Below are 16,630 nucleotides of genomic sequence, written 5' to 3'. Positions count from 1 at the left end.
ATGGTGGTTATTCGTGTTTTATCTGAACCCTAACGGATGAGCCAAAGTCGTTGATATATTCAATAAATAACGCGTTATCGCCAGCGTAATGTCTCAATGGATAAGTCTCTGAGCTAAATGGCGGTATCATGCTTCCCGTCTGGGATGCGAGCACTTTATCCCCGGACATAGCTTCCAGTTTTGATAGGGTCACAAATAGCGGCGTTGGGTTATTAATGGCGACGCACTCTGTTTTTCCACACGGTTTAGTTGACCAGCTCAATTGATTCATCTGCTCATCGTACGATGAAATATTCAGCCCGGAAGGGCGATAAAACAGCTTGATGCGTGAACGAAAGGCCATCTCTATGCTATTTCCGATCTGTTTTTCGGCTTTCGGCGGAATATCAAGAACGTTGAGCCAGAATATCGATTCGCGATCCTGCGGCAAGCTATCACCGGTGTAGGAAATACGTAACGTTTGGCCCTGCGATGGCTCAATCCGGGAGACAGGTGGCAGCATAATGAAGGGAACCGCTATCTGATTAATCTTAGCTGAGCTGTCACCTTGATCAATCCAGACCTGTACTAATGATGATTTATCCCCTTTATTCTCCAGCCGAAGCGTAACTTCTTTTTCGCTGGAAGGATAAATAACTCGCGTTCCATTAATAACAACGCTGGCGGTGGACTGAGCTGATGAAACGGCAAGACAAAAAATAAGAAAAAATAGACGCACAGAGGGAATCATTGCAGTTCTCCAGCAACATCAGGGAACCGAAGTTCCCTGTATTTACAAAACAAGCTCAGGTCTTATTCGTAATCAATAGAATAGGTAACTGCAGACTGCAGGTTGCCAGCTTCAGCCTTATCCGTTGCGTAGTAACGCGCGGAGTAATTCAGCGTAGCGGCGCCAGCAGTCAGAGCTGTCGCATCGTTTGCACGCTGGCTGGTGTTACCAGCTTCCAGAATGTCATCCGCTTCATTGCGCAGCTGTATCTGGACATTTTTAGCCTGACCGGTAGTCAGAGCATTGTTCAGACGGCCGGTGCTCGCATCGACGTTAGCGCCGGATTCAAAGAAGGCGCGTACTTTGCCGCTTGTAGGAGTACAGTTGGTCAACTTCATGGAGAAGTTGGTGGCGCCCGCCGTATTACCTTCAGCTGCCAGCATGCTGGCAGGCAGAGTCGGCAGTGTGACAACCGCATCGCCGGTAGCGCTGCTGTCAACTTTTACAGTACAGGTTGCGTTAGTCAGCTTGCCGTTAATGGTAATAGTACCGTTAGACGCCATTGCTGACGTAGAACCCAGCGCCAGAGCAACCAGAGAAGAAAGAATTACCTTTTTCATAAAAAGTCCTTTTTGACTGAACGCTTTTATCTAATAAAAGACAGTTCAGTTAACGAATGGAAATAATATGTTTATAACTCACATATTATTAGATAACTTTAGCGGAGCCGTCCTTTAAAAAAAGTATCCGCTAAAGCCACTGCGAAGAGTGCAATAGCAGCGAAGCCGGTTACGATAGCCGTGCCATATTGCTCACCCCTCCCTAACGCAGGAGACAGAATCGTAGAGCTTGAATGCCACTCTTCCGTTTGCATATTATCTTCGGAGCCAGGGTTCCGAAAGTAGTCAAGAATACTACTGGTCAGGCTACCACCTGAGATTTCTTTTAGCATCTTGTCTTTAATTTCTTTCATTAAAAACCCCCATAAATTGCATACTGAAATTATTGTAAAATCCAAGTAAAGTGATAACCATTTTCACTCAGAAAATAATTTCCTGTCCTGTTAAAATCCCGGAAGAATTAATCAGGAATAGATAGAATAAAATTAAGATCTAGGAGGGCTTAATGTCAGATCGTTCCACTGCTCGTAGATGCTATTATACAACTCAAGGGTTTTATCAAAGCCGTTAACAACGCCATAAACGCTACCCATAGTAGTACCCACGACCCCACCAATGGTCATAGTTACCAAAGCAGCAATAGAGCCTATTCCAATAATTCCGCCAGTGCTCCCGCCTGACACTCCACCCTTAGCCATACCCCAGCTTAGACCCGCGAGTCCGCCGAGAATGCCTGCACCAACAGTGTCAAAGAAACCCGCACCAGATACATTATTAACTTCTAAAACATTTAATTCACGCATTTAATAAACTCCTTTATGTATAGAGCAATTTAAAATAGAGTAGTTTGCGATAAAAACCGCAAGTTACTATTGAGCATTCCTACAACCGGAAAAAGTTCATCTTTAATTGGCATTGCTTTTTAGTGACAATATCCATTAATTAAGAAACTTCCACCTTTTTTTTGGCCTGCCGGAATTACTTCACAGGAGGAAACGCTCCTCCGTTGAAAGCAATATTAATGATATGGTACTTTTAAAACAATAGAATAAAATCCATTTAATCAGTGGATAATGCATCGTGAGATATTTCAGTAACGCCGCCCTGATTTAATAAGATTATTCTATCTGCACTTCGGATTGTCTCAGGCCGATGGGCAATAATAATACGGGTAATATCCATCTGTTTAATCGCATCATTAATACCTTTCTCTCTTGCAATATCGAGATGGCTGGTTGCTTCGTCAAGAATAAGAATTTTTGGCTGGCGATAAAGGGCCCGGGCAAGCAACACACGCTGAATCTGCCCGCCAGATAGTGATGAACCCATATCCCCTACCAGGCTATTATATCCCATCGGCATGGTCATAATATCGTCATGGATCTGGGCAAGCCTTGCCGCCCGCTCCACCCGTTCGTGAGTGAACTGAGCATCAAAGAAACTGATGTTATCCATGATTGAGCCGGCGAACAGAATATCATCCTGCATAACGCTGCCCACATGTTGCCGGTACCAGGTCATTCCGAGCTTACGAATATCCCGGCCGTTTATTTCTATACTGCCTTCTTCAGGTTTAAGCAGGCCCAGCAGCAGCTTGGCCAGCGTCGATTTACCCTGCCCGGATGGCCCAATTATGGCGACCGACTCTCCGGCCTGAATAGTCAGTGAACAGCGCTGAAAAACACAGGGTTCGGTAGTGGCATAGCGAAAAGTTATATTTTTTACTTCAATTGGCAGCGCGGCGTCACCGACGGGCAGTGTAACCGTGTTAACCATATCGCTTTCTTTATCTGTCAGAACAATATCCGCCAGACGTTCGCCGTGAAGGCGTAGCATCCAGAACTCAATAATGGCGTTAATGAGTCCCGTAGCACGGCCGATGAACTGATCGGCAAAGCTGGTGAAGGCAATCAGCATACCTGCTGTAAAGTTACCCTCTAATACCTGCAGGGCAGCCATCCAGACAAGCACGATGCGACCCACGCCTGAAATAAGCCCCTGCAGCGTGCTGAAGCTAATCGACAGACGCTGGATATGGATCCCTTTATTGGTGGCTTCAACCAGCTCATTAGCGTAAGTCGAAACGCGCAGCTCCTGTTTGTTGTTAAGCTTGACCGCCTGCACGCCCCGGATGGACTCAAGAAGCTGCGACTGCGCGCGCGCCGAAGCGATGAGCTGCTCTTCATTTGCCTGGCGGAACGGACGGAATGAAACCCAGCGGATCAGGATATAAATGAGCAGCATTCCCAGCACCACGCACGTCAGCCTGACGTTATAGGCAAACAGCACGAACAGCGTCACGATGGCCATCACGCCATCCAGAATAGAGGAGATAAAGCGGCTGGTTAACGTATTCTGAATGGCGGTAATGGATCCGTAGCGAGAGATAATATCCCCAACGTGCCGCTCTTCGAACCAGGCCATCGGCAGCCCCAGCAGATGTGAGCAGACGTTAGCGGACCACTGAACGCTCAGCATGCTTGAAAACCACGTCATCACCCAGGAGCGTATCGCCGACAAGATATTCTGCAACACCACCACCGTAATAAACGCACAGCCCAGCAGCGTAAGGAGATCGTAGTCGGCGGAAACCAGCACCTGGTCCATCACCCACTGACTGTAAAATGGCGTCAGCAGGCCAAAAACCTCAAGCCCTACGGAGAGGATCATGATCTGGATAAACGCAGAACGAATGCCGCTCACGTTGCCAATGAGCTTCAGCATTGAAAGGGTTTCTTTCTCCTCTTTTTTCACAAATTCCGTGTTCGGAATAAGCTCCATAGCAATACCGGTGAAGGATTTAGAGACTTCGTCCAGGGCGATTTCCCTTCTTCCCCGGCTGGGATCGTGAATGATAATTTTCTTTTTAGTAACCTCTTTGAGCACTACAAAGTGGTTCATATCCCAGTGCAGAACGCAGGGCAGGTTGAGCTTATGCAATTCTTCAATTTCCAGGCGCAGCGCGCGTGAAGACATCCCCAGCTGCTGAGAGACCTGCATAATATCGGCAAGCGTGGCGCCCTTCAGCGAGGTGGAGAAGCGGCGACGCAACGTGATCATATCTATTTTGTAGCCGTAAAAGTTGGCAATCATGCCCACACAGGTAAGGCCGCATTCTGCCGCCTGCGTTTGCTGAATAACGGGCAGCCGTTTACGCCAGGAAAAATCCAATTTTTCTAGTAAATTCATAATATAACCTTGGTTTAATTTTCTTCAGAGAGCGCTGCTGCGGCGCAGAGCGTAAAGCGGCTCCAGTACCCATTCGTAGAGTCGGCGTTTATCAATCAGGAAATCAGCCTCAAGCGCGCTTCCGGGCTGCAGTTTGACCTGCTGGCCATAGGCGTGAATAAACTGGTTATCCAGGTTGACCTTCACCATGTAGTGCTGCTCGTGGACCTGAGAATTTCCGGTGATGACCGCGATTTCCTGCGGGGAAAGCGAAACGCGGGAGACTTCGGAAACCACGCCATACTGCTGGCCGAACTTCTGCCACGGATAAGCCTGATAGCGCAGGGTCACCCGTTGCCCGGGCACAATAAAGCCAATGGCCCGGCTGGTGACCATTATGCGTGCCTGAAGGGTAGCGTTTTCCGGCAGCAGCGACGCCAGGGTTTGCCCGGCATTGACCATCTGTCCCTGTTTGACGAGCACGGACGCGACCATCGCGTTTTGCGGAGCATTAAGCACTATTGAACGGCGGGACTCATTCTCCATCATCGACTGCTTAAGCTCGGAGAGACGCCTGTCGATGTCGTTGACCTGATTGAGTTTATTGATCGGCTGTTCGCGAAGCTGCTGCAGCGTACGGGTCAGCTGCTGCTGAAGATCGATCTGCTGTCGGGCTACATCCTGCGCCCTGGACTCCGCTTCCAGTCGCGAGACTTCCTGCTCTTCAACCTGGCGATTAGAGGCATAGCCCTCATCGCGCATGAGCTTTAGTTTTTTCAGCTGGGCATCGGCAAAGCGGGCCTGCTGGAGACGGCTGGCATAAATGCCATCTAACTTTTTCAGCTGCTGCTCTAAAAGGATTTTCTGATTCTCATAACCTTTGAGCGTTTCGGCAGAGAGCTTGTCGAGATTTTTTCGCTCCTGATCCAGAACCTCATTTTGCAGCGAAAGCTGTTCGGCAATGCTTTCGCGCGTCTGGCCGTATTTGGTGGCGATCTCCGAAGAGAGCGTAGCAAGCGCGCTGCCTTTTTTGACGATTTGTCCTTGATGAACAGGGAGATCTACGATAGTCCCCGAACTGACGGCAACAATATCCATCACGCCTTCCACCGGCACCAGGGCTCCGCTCATCGTCTCGCGCTTGGTATAGCTGCCAAAAAAAATCAGCAGCAGCGTGGCTATTGTCATAATGCCTGCCAGACTAACGATCACCCAGCGGTAAGGCGGGCAATATAATGCGACGCTGCCAATGGATTTTGTTTTATTCGCCTCAAGGGCTTCCTTGCGGAATAATGAATTAGGCATAATGCTCTTCCAAAAATCTAAGTGTGGGATGGGCAGCTGAATTTATTCAGATAAGAATAATCAAGCTCCCCGGTCGCTCTGGCGAGCTGAATATTGGCGGTGATATAGTCGTATCGGGCTCTGGCGGTCTCTTTCAACGCCTTGAAATAATCGCTTTCTGCGTTCAGCGCATCAAGCACCGTTCGCTGGCCAATATCCCTGCCGTATTGCGTCGATTCCATACGTTTTTTTGCTGAAAATATCGCTTTTTGATAGGCCCGAATTTTGGCGTCGCCGGTTATCATGCCGTACCAGGCGCTTTCCGCTTCTTCCTGCGCTTTGCGTTGGGCATCAACCAATAGCTGCCTGAATTGCTCTTTACGGTGCGCGGCTTCGATGCTTTGCGAAATATGGCTGCCGCCGGCAAAGATGGGAATGGAAACGTTAACGCCAATATTGGTATTTCGTGTTTTTGACGTTGTGCCAAATAAGGAGTCGAAGACGTTTTCATTTTCGCCCCTGCTCCAGTTGTTACCATACGAAGCCTGAAAGGTGACGACCGGCAAATGATTTCCCGTACTCTCAATAACGTCGGCATTACTTTGCTCAAGGCTAAACATAGCCGCCTGCACGTTGAGATTATGCGTGCTGGTTTTCGCTTTAACCTTTTCAAGCTCCGGTAGAGATGGCGGTGTGAAACACTCCAGAGTGTTTAACGGAATCTGATTTCCTGACAGGCCTGTTAATTTCAAAAAACGGATTTGGGTATTATTGAGATCGCTTTCAGCGGCAATGACCTCCGCCAGGGCGTTATCGTAATTGGCCTGAGCTTCATCGACATCCAGCCGGGTTTGCTCCCCAAGATCCTGTCCCCGCTGCGCCTGGCGCAGCTGCTGACTGAATGCCATCCTGGTGCGTTCAGCGTTTTTCAGCACCTGCGTTGCGTAAGCGACGGCAAACCAGGCCTCGCTCACGTCGCTTATTAACTGCTGCTGCGCCAGCATATAGTTAATCTGCCCCCGATCGGCCATCGCCTCGGCGCGTCTCCAGGCGGCGAATTTTGAAACATCAAAAATCGGCTGGCTTAAATTAACGCTGTAATTATGCCGGGTGACGCCCGCAGCATAGGTGGCTCCGGGCTGATCCTGCTTAGAGATTCCCCCGTTAAGGCTGACCTGTGGCAACAGGCCAGAGAAACCCTGCAGACGCTTCTGCTGCTCGGCGTCGTTAAGCTCACGCGCTGCGCGGATGCCTGAATCGTAATGGTCCGCGGCCAGAATTGCCTGTTGCAACGTTAATGCCGCAGCATGATGGCTGATAAAGCCAAGCAGCAATACCACCGCGGGGTTAACTAATCCTTTATATTGCATCGCGTTACTCCATCATCCCTGTAACATACATGTACTTTATTAATTCGCTGTTGCTGGCCAAGTTGAGCTTTTTCATCGCGCTTTGTTTTTGTGTCGCAACGGTACTGTTCGCCCGGTTTTTTCTGTCCGCGATTTCTGAAATCGAGTACCCCTGAGCGACCAGATACAACACCTCCCATTCTTTCGGCGAGAGTGGAAACTCCCGGTTGTCTGTTTCAGCAAGCTGCTGCAGCAATTCTTCTGAAACAAAAGGAGTTTTTCCCTCCGACCGGATTATGTTGATGATGTTACGGAAACCGGCGATCCCTTCATTGAGGCTAATCGTGGCCTCAAATTTCATATCAACAATATGCCGTAATAAGTAGGGATGCTGGTTGGCAACGAGCATCACTCTTTTGACATGATGAACAATGCACGATCTGCTGAACTTTTTGCTGATGGCAATCCATGACTTATTGTTTGATAAGAAGCTAAATTCTGTAAATAAAACATCAATTTGATCTTCCTCTATCGCGTTGAGCAAAGCGTGCATGGAGCGATAAAAGATGATTTCAACACCGCTGGTTTGTGTTTCTGTCTTAAGATAACGGCTTATCACTTTCTGAAAGATAGAAAAATTATAAAATACCGCGACCTTAACTTTGCGAGTCTCATTTTTCATAATCATTCCATTTTATTCATATATAACATATTCAGGCACGTCCCTTTCACAACTCAACGCATACACAGAGAGCCAGATAATAAAGATGGCTATGACTTCAGCTTTATGGCGTATTTCAGCAAGGCTAAAGGTATCAATCCGTTGAATAGTAAATTATCCAAATAACCATTACAACGAGTTGTTAATTAGGATTTTACCCACTTTATTTAAACATCGTGAGTTATAAGATTTTTCTAAAATAGCACGGAGGATGTTAGATATAATCCTAACTTCTCAAACTCAGAAGCGATCATTATAATGCAGGGCGATGAAGCAATAAAATAGTTGTATTTAATGGAACACTTACAACACCTCTTTTATCCGGCAACTATTTCCATCCTGACGTGGTAATGGAGCCGGTTTTCAGCGTGCTGGGTGCATTCAATAAAGCGGCAGCGTTAATAGGTGTTTCGGTAATTCGCTCTTTTACGTCAGGCCTGTGCATCCCGTAAGCGTAGTGAAGCTGGAATAGATAAGGAAAATCGCGAATCCGGAATCTGCGCGACCTCAAGAGAGTAGCCTGTAACGGTATAAATGAGTGGTCAAACAATAAGACCTATCAATATTAACGCTGGGTCAAGGTAAAAATCTTATATAGCAAATTTAACTCATCAGAGGCATCACCTTATCGTTGATAAATTTCAGGCGTTGTCACTGACATTATTAAGGAAAATATTATGTCGCGACAGGATACCGCTGTTTACTATCAGTTGGCTGCTGGATTGTACCTGTTATCAATACCTGTCACTTCTGCCATCGCTTTTCAGGCTATCGATGGCGAGACCGTAACCGTCACCCAAAACTACGCTTCCAGTGGTTACGGTGATTACCCTCTCTATGTTTCAGGCGCCATGAGCAAGATTGAAACAGGCGCTGATGGATTGCTATTCACCAGCAACAGCCTGACGGGTGTCGCGCTTATTGAAAAAGGGGGCAGGCTAAATGTGTCCAATGCGACCCTGGCCAGCGAGGGGTCGGCCGCCGATGCCATCAAACTGGACAGCGGCGTATTGCATGCCATGCAGGGAAGTATCAGCACGACAGGAACTGCCTCCTGGGGGATTGCCGGAGAAAACCGTTCCCTGATCGCTTTAGAAGGAACGACGATTAACGCGGCTAATTCCGCCAATGGCGGCATTATGCTGGGGAGCCTCAGCGAGCTGGAAGCCACGGATATCCAGATTATCGCCACAGATAAGGCAATGGGTCTGAGCCTCAAATCTGGCGCCCTCGCGGATAAAGGCAGCGCCGTTATTTCCAACAGCACGATTTTTGCCCAGGATGCTGACGCTATTCGGATCATGAACGGCGATATCGTACTCAACGACAGTATCGTCAGCAGCGCTGGCGTTTACGCCTACGCGATTAACGCCAACGCGGGGGCCGGGGTAACCATTAATGGCGGTCGCTATCAAACCACAGGTGATTTCGGCGACGCGATATGGATAGCATCCGACGACTCGTCTCTGACGGCAAAGGACGCCATCTTTATCACTTCCGGAGATGAAGCATTCGCCGTTAACGCGCAGAACGGCCCGGCAAGCCTGAGCAACAGCCGGCTGGAAACCTTCGGTGCAAACGCCTACGCGCTGTATGGCGAACAGACGATTTCCGGAAAACAGCTGGATATTCAGACCGCAGGTGCGGGATCCGCTGGTGTTTTTGCAGCCCGCGGCGGAGAGATAGCCCTGGCGGATACCACGGTGACGACTGCCGGGCGGGGGAGCTTTGGGCTAATAGCCTATCCGGGTTCGACAATTACCGGTTCGAATCTGCAGGTGACCACAACAGGTGACAATGCCTATGCCGCCGGTCTGTTCCACGGTACGTTAAACCTGGTTGATTCCGCACTCAATACCACAGGAAAGAGTACGGCTATCTACGCTGCGGGAAATCTGGACGCCATGCCGAATGTCATATCCCTTGATACCGTCAGCATTCATGCAAAACAAGGAGCCATTGTTACCTCAAATGCCGCGCTGCTGAATATGGACGTGGTCAGCACAACCCTCGACAGCGGGGCCGGGCAGCTTCTTGACGTGCGAAGCAACCAGGACACCAGCGGACCGCTGTTCAGCAGCGTGAACCTGAATGCGACGAAGAATAGCGTACTAAACGGTTCACTGATTTCCGACAGCGTGGATAACTACACCCGCGTATCGTTAAGCCAGAACTCATCTTTAACCGGCTTTAGCCATCGTATTAGTGAACTCTCCCTTGATAGCAGTAGCCGGTGGACAATGGCGGCAGATTCAGATGTTAAATCGCTCACCAATCACGGCACCATCGTGTTTGCAGCGCCGGATGACGGCGGCTATAAAACGCTCTCCGTGGAAGGAGACTATCTGAGCGATGGCGGCAGGCTGGTGATGAATACCGTCCTGGGAGATGACCAGTCAGCAACGGATAAGCTTACCGTCACAGGCGATGTTAAGGCCGGGGAAACGCTGGTAACCATCAACAATATAGGGGGAGTCGGGGCAAAAACTATTGAAGGCATTGAGCTTGTCAGCGTGGGGGGCACATCCTTCGGGTCGTTTACTTCCACCGGACGCATAGTCGCCGGGAGCTATGATTACAGCCTGGTGAAGAAAAATGAGAACTGGTTCCTCACCAGCCAGGCTCCGGTTATTGAACCGCCGTCGGATGAAGTTATTGAACCATCCCCAGGCGAAATTATTGCCCCGCCCTCGGATGAAGTTATTGAATCATCTCCAGGCGAAATTATTGCGCCGCCGTCGGATGAAGTTATTGAATCATCCCCAGGCGAAATTATTGCACCGCCCTCGGATGAAAAAGAATCTCCGGACGCCGGACCTGTTCGCCCGCGAACTGACGTATACCGTCCAGAATCTGGCGCTCTGCTGGCTAATATGATGGCCGCAAACACGATGTTTAACACCACATTACATGACCGCATGGGGGAAGCCGCTTTTATCACGCGCTCGGCCGGCAGCAATCGTGCCGATGGCCTGTGGCTACGGCAGGCAGGAGGACATACGCGCTTTAACGACGGCAGCCTTCAGCTCAAAACTCGTGCAAACCGCTATGTCGTGCAGTTAGGCAAAGATTTTATTGACTGGAGCAGTAACGACAATGAACGCTGGCACGCTGGTCCAATGGTTGGCTACGGCCATTCGCAGAGCAACACTCGTTCAGCCATCTCAGGTTATCGTGCCGAGGGCACTGTTGAAGGCTACAGCTTAGGGGGATACGCTACCTGGTTTGCTTCCCAGGAAGATAAAAGCGGCACTTACCTGGACGGCTGGATTCTGTATAACTGGTTTAAAAACAGCATCAGCGGCCAGGCGCTCCCTCAGGAAAGCTATCACTCCCAGGGCTTCACGGCGTCTGTTGAAGGGGGATATGCCTTACCTGTGGCGGCGAGTAAGCGGCAAAGCAGCTGGCTACAGCCAAAATTCCAGCTTATCTGGATGGACGTCAATGCCAACCCGCATCGAGAGAGCAACGGTACAAGGATCTCTGAGCCGTCGTCCGGCAACCTCCTCTCCCGCCTTGGCGTTCGTGCGTCACTCAGGGGCCACAGCGCGCTTGACGACAACACGGGGCGCGAGTTCCAGCCTTTTATTGAGGCTAACTGGATCCACAACACCAGCGATTACAAGGTGAAAATGGATGACGTTTCAAACACTGTTGCCGGAACCCGCAACATGGCTGAATTTAAAACCGGCGTTGAAGGTAAAGTACAGGAAAACCTTGATATCTGGGGCAACGTCACGCTTCAGGTTGGTGATAAATCCTTTAGCGATACCAGCTTTTTATTCGGTGCCCGCTATAGCTTCTGATGAGATCGTATTACTAAGGCTATAGAGCCCTGACCACTTTAACCTCGCGGGGCTGGCATAATGACGCAAAGAAATAACGTTGCCGGTTCCGCGCATATTATTCAGGCGTTCAGCCGCATTCTCAGGAGGGTCGTACTGGCAGAGTAAATTTTTGCCGCGGCCCGGCAAAATCTTCTGTAAGGAAAGAACCATAATGGAATGGTTCTTTCCCCTCTGCTAATCGTTTCGCTCTTTAAGAGAGCGGCGGCTCAGGGAATAGGGACGGATAAGCATTGCGTCATGCACCCTTAAACCGCAGCTACCTTTTCTTACGCCGCTTATCCAGATCTTTCAGCAGCTTATTCACGCTCTCGTCGGCAAACATCTCTTCAAGCGAAGTGGATAGCTTGCGACGCCAGTTTTTATACTGGTAGCTGGTGCCCGGAATATTCACCGGCTCCGCCATGCCCAGCCAGTCTTCCGGCTGCAGGCCCAGCAGCGCGCTGTTGCTGTCGGCGATATAACGCTGCATGCCGCGGTTAAGCGTGGCCGTCATCGCCATGTGGGATGCCTTGTGCCCTGCCCGTTTTGGCAAACAGCCATATTCATGCAGGCTGTTGAGCAGCCCCTGTTTGGCGCGTTCGCGATCCAGATACAGCCCGGCGAGCACTTTTTCGTCAGGATATAGCCCCAGCGTTTTACCCAGCGTTAAATCACCGCTTTCCCAGTAGCCGCGTAACGTAGGCAGATCGTGAGTGGTTGCCACGGCCATCGACTGTTTCGGCCACGCCTTAGGCGCGCGGAACTGCTTCTCGCTGTCGTGTTCAAAATAAAGCACTTTATAGGAGTAAACGCCGCTGTCGCGCAGCCTGGCTACGATCTCAACCGGCACCGTACCCAGATCTTCGCCGATCACCATGCAGCTATGACGCTTACTCTCCAGCGCCAGGATCGACAGCAGATCGTCCACCGGATAATGCACATACGCGCCTTTATCCGCCGTTTCACCGTATGGGATCCACCACAGACGCAGCATCGACATAACGTGGTCGATACGCAGCGCGCCGCAGTTGGTCATATTGGCACGTAACATTTCAATGTAAGGCTCATAGGCCCGTGCGACTATAACGTGCGGATCCATTGGCGGCAGACCCCAGTTCTGGCCAAGAGGGCCAAGAATATCCGGCGGCGCGCCAACCGATGCCTCCAGGCAGTACAGTTCCCGGTCGCTCCAGGTTTCCGAGCCGCCTTCCGCCACGCCAACCGCCAAATCGCGGTACAGGCCGATTGGCATTTTAAAACTCTGGCAGGTTTGCCAGCACGCTTCAAACTGGGCGTGGGCGAGGTACTGCAGCCACAGGAAGAAGTTGACCTCGTCGCTGTGCTTGCTACAGAAAGCTTTTACTTCCGGATTATGCGCATCGCGGAAGCCTTCCGGCCATACCGGCCAGCCCCAGCGCATTTCATCTTCTTTAACCTGCCAGGCGTGCAGCGCATCAAAGGCCGCCTGGAAATAGAGGCTGTCGCCGCCGTTTGCCACAAACGACTGGAAAGCCTGCACCTGCTCATCACGCGCGGTACGCTTTGAGAACTGTTTCCACGCCATGCGTAGCGCCGCCATCTTCAGCGCGGTGGCGGTGGCGTAATCGACCCACTGGGCGTCACGCACCGCTTTGAGCGACTGCTGCGTAGCCGGCATCTTCCACCAGGCCTGGGCTTCATCGCTTAAGAGAAAATCGTCTACGGCGTTAACGTCGATATAGATAACGTTCAGCCAGCGCCGCGACGACGGGCTGTACGGGCTTGCGCTCTCCGGGTTTGCCGGGTAGAGCGCATGGATCGGATTCAGTCCGATAAACGAACCGCCGCGCTTCGCAACGTCCACCAGCATGCGCTGTAAATCACCAAAATCGCCGATGCCCCAGTTATGCGCGGAACGCAAAGTGTAAAGCTGCACGCAGGCGCCCCACAGCTTCTTGTCCTGCAACAGCGCATCGGGTTCATAGCAGCGCTTCGGCGCGACAATCACGCGGCACTGCCAGGCGCGTTCGTTCTGGCTGACGGTAAGGTCGTGGTAGCCTTCCGGCAGCCTGGCGGGCAACGCCAGCTTACTCCCTGCCAGCGCCTCTCCGTGATGCTGTTTTCCTGCTTCCGTTGTCAGCTGCCAGGTAAATTCACCGTGACCTTCCAGCGGCAGCGCCATCTTCGTTCCGGCGGTAAAAACCTGCACGTTCGGTACGGGGGTGACCGCCCCCTTTTTAGAGGCGGTGGTGCGGCTCATGGCTTCCAGCAAGCGCAGCTTGGTATCCGCCGGAATGGCCTGCGGCTTACCGTGAGCGTTGATGTAATTAGCCGCAATTCCTGCCGCCAGCGCGGCGTTATCAAGGCGTTTGCTATCCATGATCTTCCCTTAGCGTTTAGCCTGCCAGATGCGTTGCTGATAATCCCGAATCGAGCGATCCGAGCTGAACATGCCGCAGCGCGCGGTGTTCAGAATGGCGGCACGAGTCCAGGCTTCCTGGTCGAGATACAGCGCATCAGCCTGCTTTTGTGCCGCGGCGTAAGCCGTGAAGTCAGCCATCACTAAATAGGGGTCGCCGCCCTCTTTACCGATGCTGTGCAGCATCTGATCGAAGGCGTGCTTATCGCCATCGGTGTAAACGCCCTTCTCCAGCTCTTTCAGTACCGCATCAAGCGCTTTGTCTTTCTTACGCCATTTCACCGGGTCGTAGCCTTTGGCTTTCAGGGCCTTCACCTCTTCCACGGTATGCCCAAAGATAAAGATGTTCTCTTCACCCACTTTCTCGGCAATTTCGACGTTGGCGCCGTCCAGCGTGCCCACGGTCAGCGCGCCGTTCAGAGCCAGCTTCATATTGCCGGTGCCGGAGGCTTCTTTGCCCGCGGTGGAGATTTGCTCGGAGATATCCGCCGCCGGGATCATGATTTCCGCCGCGGAAACGCAGTAATCCGGCAGGAAGACGACTTTCAGCTGGTCGCCAACGACCGGGTCGTTATTAATCGCCTGCGCGACTTTATTGATGGCGAAGATAATATTTTTCGCCAGGTAATAACCCGGCGCCGCTTTCGCCCCGAACAGGAACACGCGCGGAACGCGAGCCGCCTGCGGGTTCTCACGGATCTCTTTGTAAAGCGCCAGAATATGCAGCAGATTCAGGTGCTGACGTTTGTACTCGTGCAGGCGTTTGATCTGCACGTCGAACAGCGCATCTGGGCTGATAATAATGCCGGTACGCGCTTTCACAAACGCCGCCAGCTTAACTTTGTTCTGGTATTTGATATCGCGGTATGCTTTGCGGAACTTCGCGTCGTCAGCGTATTTTTCCAGCCCTTCCAGCACGTCCAGATCGTTGGCCCACTCTTTCTTCAGGGTCTTATCAATGAGGGCGGAAAGCGCCGGGTTACACTGCTTGATCCAGCGGCGCGGCGTGATGCCGTTGGTGACGTTATGGAATTTGTTCGGCCAAAGCTGGTGGTATTCCGGGAACAGATCTTTCACCACCAGATCGGAGTGCAGCGCGGCAACGCCGTTTACCGCAAAACCGCTCACCACGCACATGTTCGCCATGCGCACCTGTTTGTCGTACACCACCGCCAGTTTTGCCCATACCGCTTCGTCGCCCGGCCAGGTTTTATCGACCAGTTTTTTAAAGCGGGCGTTAATCTCGTTGATGATTTGCATGTGGCGCGGCAGCAGCGCTTTCACCAGTTTTTCGTCCCAGCACTCCAGCGCTTCCGGCATCAGAGTGTGGTTGGTGTAGGCGAAGGTTTTGCTGGTGATGGCCCAGGCGTCGTCCCAGCTTAGCTGGTGCTCGTCAATCAGCACGCGCAGCAGTTCAGGAATGGCGATAGTCGGGTGAGTGTCGTTAAGCTGAATCACTTCGTAATCGGCAAGCGCGGCGATGTTGCGGCCGGCCAGGTGATGGCGACGTAAAATATCCGCCACCGAACAGGCGCACTGGAAGTACTGCTGCATCAGGCGCAGCTTTTTGCCGTTCAGGTGGTTGTCGTTCGGGTAGAGAACTTTGGTCAGTTTTTCCGCGTCGATGCCGGCTTGTTCCGCTTTCAGGAAATCGCCGTCGTTAAATCTGGTAAGGTCGAACGGATGGGCGTGCTTCGCCTGCCACAGACGCAGCGGCTGTGCGACGCCGTTACGGTAGCCAAGCACCGGCAGATCCCATGCTTCGCCCTGGAAGATAAACGCCGGTTCCCAGCGGCTATTTTTGCCTTCTTTAATGACCTTGCCGCCCACGCCAACCTGCACATCGAGCGCCGAGTTATGCTGGAACCACGGGTAGCTGCCGCGCTGCCAGTCGTCCGGCGCTTCCATCTGCTGTCCGTCTTTGAACGACTGGCGGAACAGGCCGTACTGATAGTTCAGGCCATACCCTATCGCCGACTGGCCCACTGTCGCCATAGAATCCAGGAAGCACGCCGCCAGACGTCCCAGGCCGCCGTTGCCCAGCGCCGGGTCCGTCTCTTCTTCAAGCAGATCGGTCAGGTTGATATCAAACGCTTGCAGCTCATCCGCCACCTCCTGATACCAGCCGAGGTTCAGCAGGTTATTGCCGGTCAGGCGGCCAATCAGAAACTCCATCGAGATGTAGTTAACGTGGCGCTGCTTCGCTTGTGGTTTGACGACCGGCTGCGCTGCCAGCAGTTCAGCCAGCGCGCCGCTTACGGCATGCCACCACTGATGCTGGGTCATTTCGCTGGCGGCCTGCAGGCCATAACGCTGCCACTGACGGGTCAGCGCAGCCTGGAATTGTTCTTTGTTGAAGCTCGGCTGTGACATAGGGGATCGATCCTTTGATGTTCTAAATGCATTGCCCGTTAGTGTGCCGGGCGGCCTGGGCTTATTCCTCATCCTGAGGGGGAAAAGACCAGGAGGAGCGGCGGGGATGAGCTAAAAGTGTGATCGTGGGCACTTAAATCCCGGCTGGCGAGACCGAAATTCCACCAGAATTCGGACAACA

The 16,630-nt window shown here is 51.7% G+C and carries 11 protein-coding genes; 1 reads left to right on the top strand and 10 read right to left on the bottom strand.

Features of this window, described 5'->3' with window-relative positions; all coding sequences use genetic code 11:
- Nucleotides 1-7: 7 nt before the first annotated feature.
- From WLO31_RS01220 to WLO31_RS01185, 8 genes are all read right to left on the bottom strand, one after another.
- Nucleotides 8-730 (bottom strand): fimbrial biogenesis chaperone, encoded by a 723-nt coding sequence (locus WLO31_RS01220; protein WP_435928703.1) that lies wholly within the window; start codon nt 728-730, stop codon nt 8-10.
- 62 nt (nt 731-792) lie between these two features.
- Complete coding sequence (locus tag WLO31_RS01215; RefSeq protein WP_435928702.1) at nt 793-1,329, bottom strand: fimbrial protein; 537 nt, start codon at nt 1,327-1,329, stop codon at nt 793-795.
- 98 nt (nt 1,330-1,427) lie between these two features.
- Entirely contained in the window at nt 1,428-1,682 is a 255-nt protein-coding gene (locus WLO31_RS01210) for a bacteriocin (protein WP_435928701.1), read from the bottom strand.
- Nucleotides 1,683-1,814: 132 nt separating this feature from the next.
- Entirely contained in the window at nt 1,815-2,132 is a 318-nt protein-coding gene (locus WLO31_RS01205) for a hypothetical protein (RefSeq protein ID WP_435928700.1), read from the bottom strand.
- 256 nt (nt 2,133-2,388) lie between these two features.
- Nucleotides 2,389-4,518: a peptidase domain-containing ABC transporter gene (locus WLO31_RS01200; protein ID WP_435928698.1), complete on the bottom strand. Its 2,130-nt coding sequence runs from the start codon at nt 4,516-4,518 to the stop codon at nt 2,389-2,391.
- 24 nt (nt 4,519-4,542) lie between these two features.
- A complete protein-coding gene (locus WLO31_RS01195; RefSeq protein WP_435928697.1) occupies nt 4,543-5,802 on the bottom strand; it encodes an HlyD family secretion protein in 1,260 nt (419 codons plus the stop codon).
- Nucleotides 5,803-5,819: 17 nt separating this feature from the next.
- Nucleotides 5,820-7,151, bottom strand: coding sequence for a TolC family outer membrane protein (locus WLO31_RS01190; RefSeq protein WP_435928696.1), 1,332 nt, complete (start codon nt 7,149-7,151; stop codon nt 5,820-5,822).
- Between the two features lie 4 nt (nt 7,152-7,155).
- On the bottom strand, nt 7,156-7,812 hold the full coding sequence (locus WLO31_RS01185; RefSeq protein ID WP_435928695.1) for a helix-turn-helix transcriptional regulator: 657 nt from the start codon (nt 7,810-7,812) through the stop codon (nt 7,156-7,158).
- A gap of 716 nt (nt 7,813-8,528) precedes the next feature.
- On the opposite strand from WLO31_RS01185, the gene WLO31_RS01180 reads away from it, so the two are divergent.
- Nucleotides 8,529-11,657: an autotransporter outer membrane beta-barrel domain-containing protein gene (locus WLO31_RS01180; protein WP_435928694.1), complete on the top strand. Its 3,129-nt coding sequence runs from the start codon at nt 8,529-8,531 to the stop codon at nt 11,655-11,657.
- Between the two features lie 298 nt (nt 11,658-11,955).
- Here the strand turns inward: WLO31_RS01180 and malQ are convergent, their stop codons facing one another.
- Both malQ and malP read right to left on the bottom strand, forming a co-directional pair.
- Complete coding sequence (gene malQ / locus WLO31_RS01175) at nt 11,956-14,037, bottom strand: 4-alpha-glucanotransferase (RefSeq protein WP_435928693.1); 2,082 nt, start codon at nt 14,035-14,037, stop codon at nt 11,956-11,958.
- A 9-nt stretch (nt 14,038-14,046) separates the two neighbouring features.
- Nucleotides 14,047-16,449 (bottom strand): maltodextrin phosphorylase, encoded by a 2,403-nt coding sequence (gene malP / locus WLO31_RS01170; protein WP_435928691.1) that lies wholly within the window; start codon nt 16,447-16,449, stop codon nt 14,047-14,049.
- Nucleotides 16,450-16,630 lie beyond the last annotated feature (181 nt).

It is taken from the genome of Dryocola sharpae, assembly GCF_051307055.1.
GTDB lineage: Bacteria > Pseudomonadota > Gammaproteobacteria > Enterobacterales > Enterobacteriaceae > Dryocola.
This window is presented reverse-complemented; position numbering and strand designations above follow the sequence as displayed.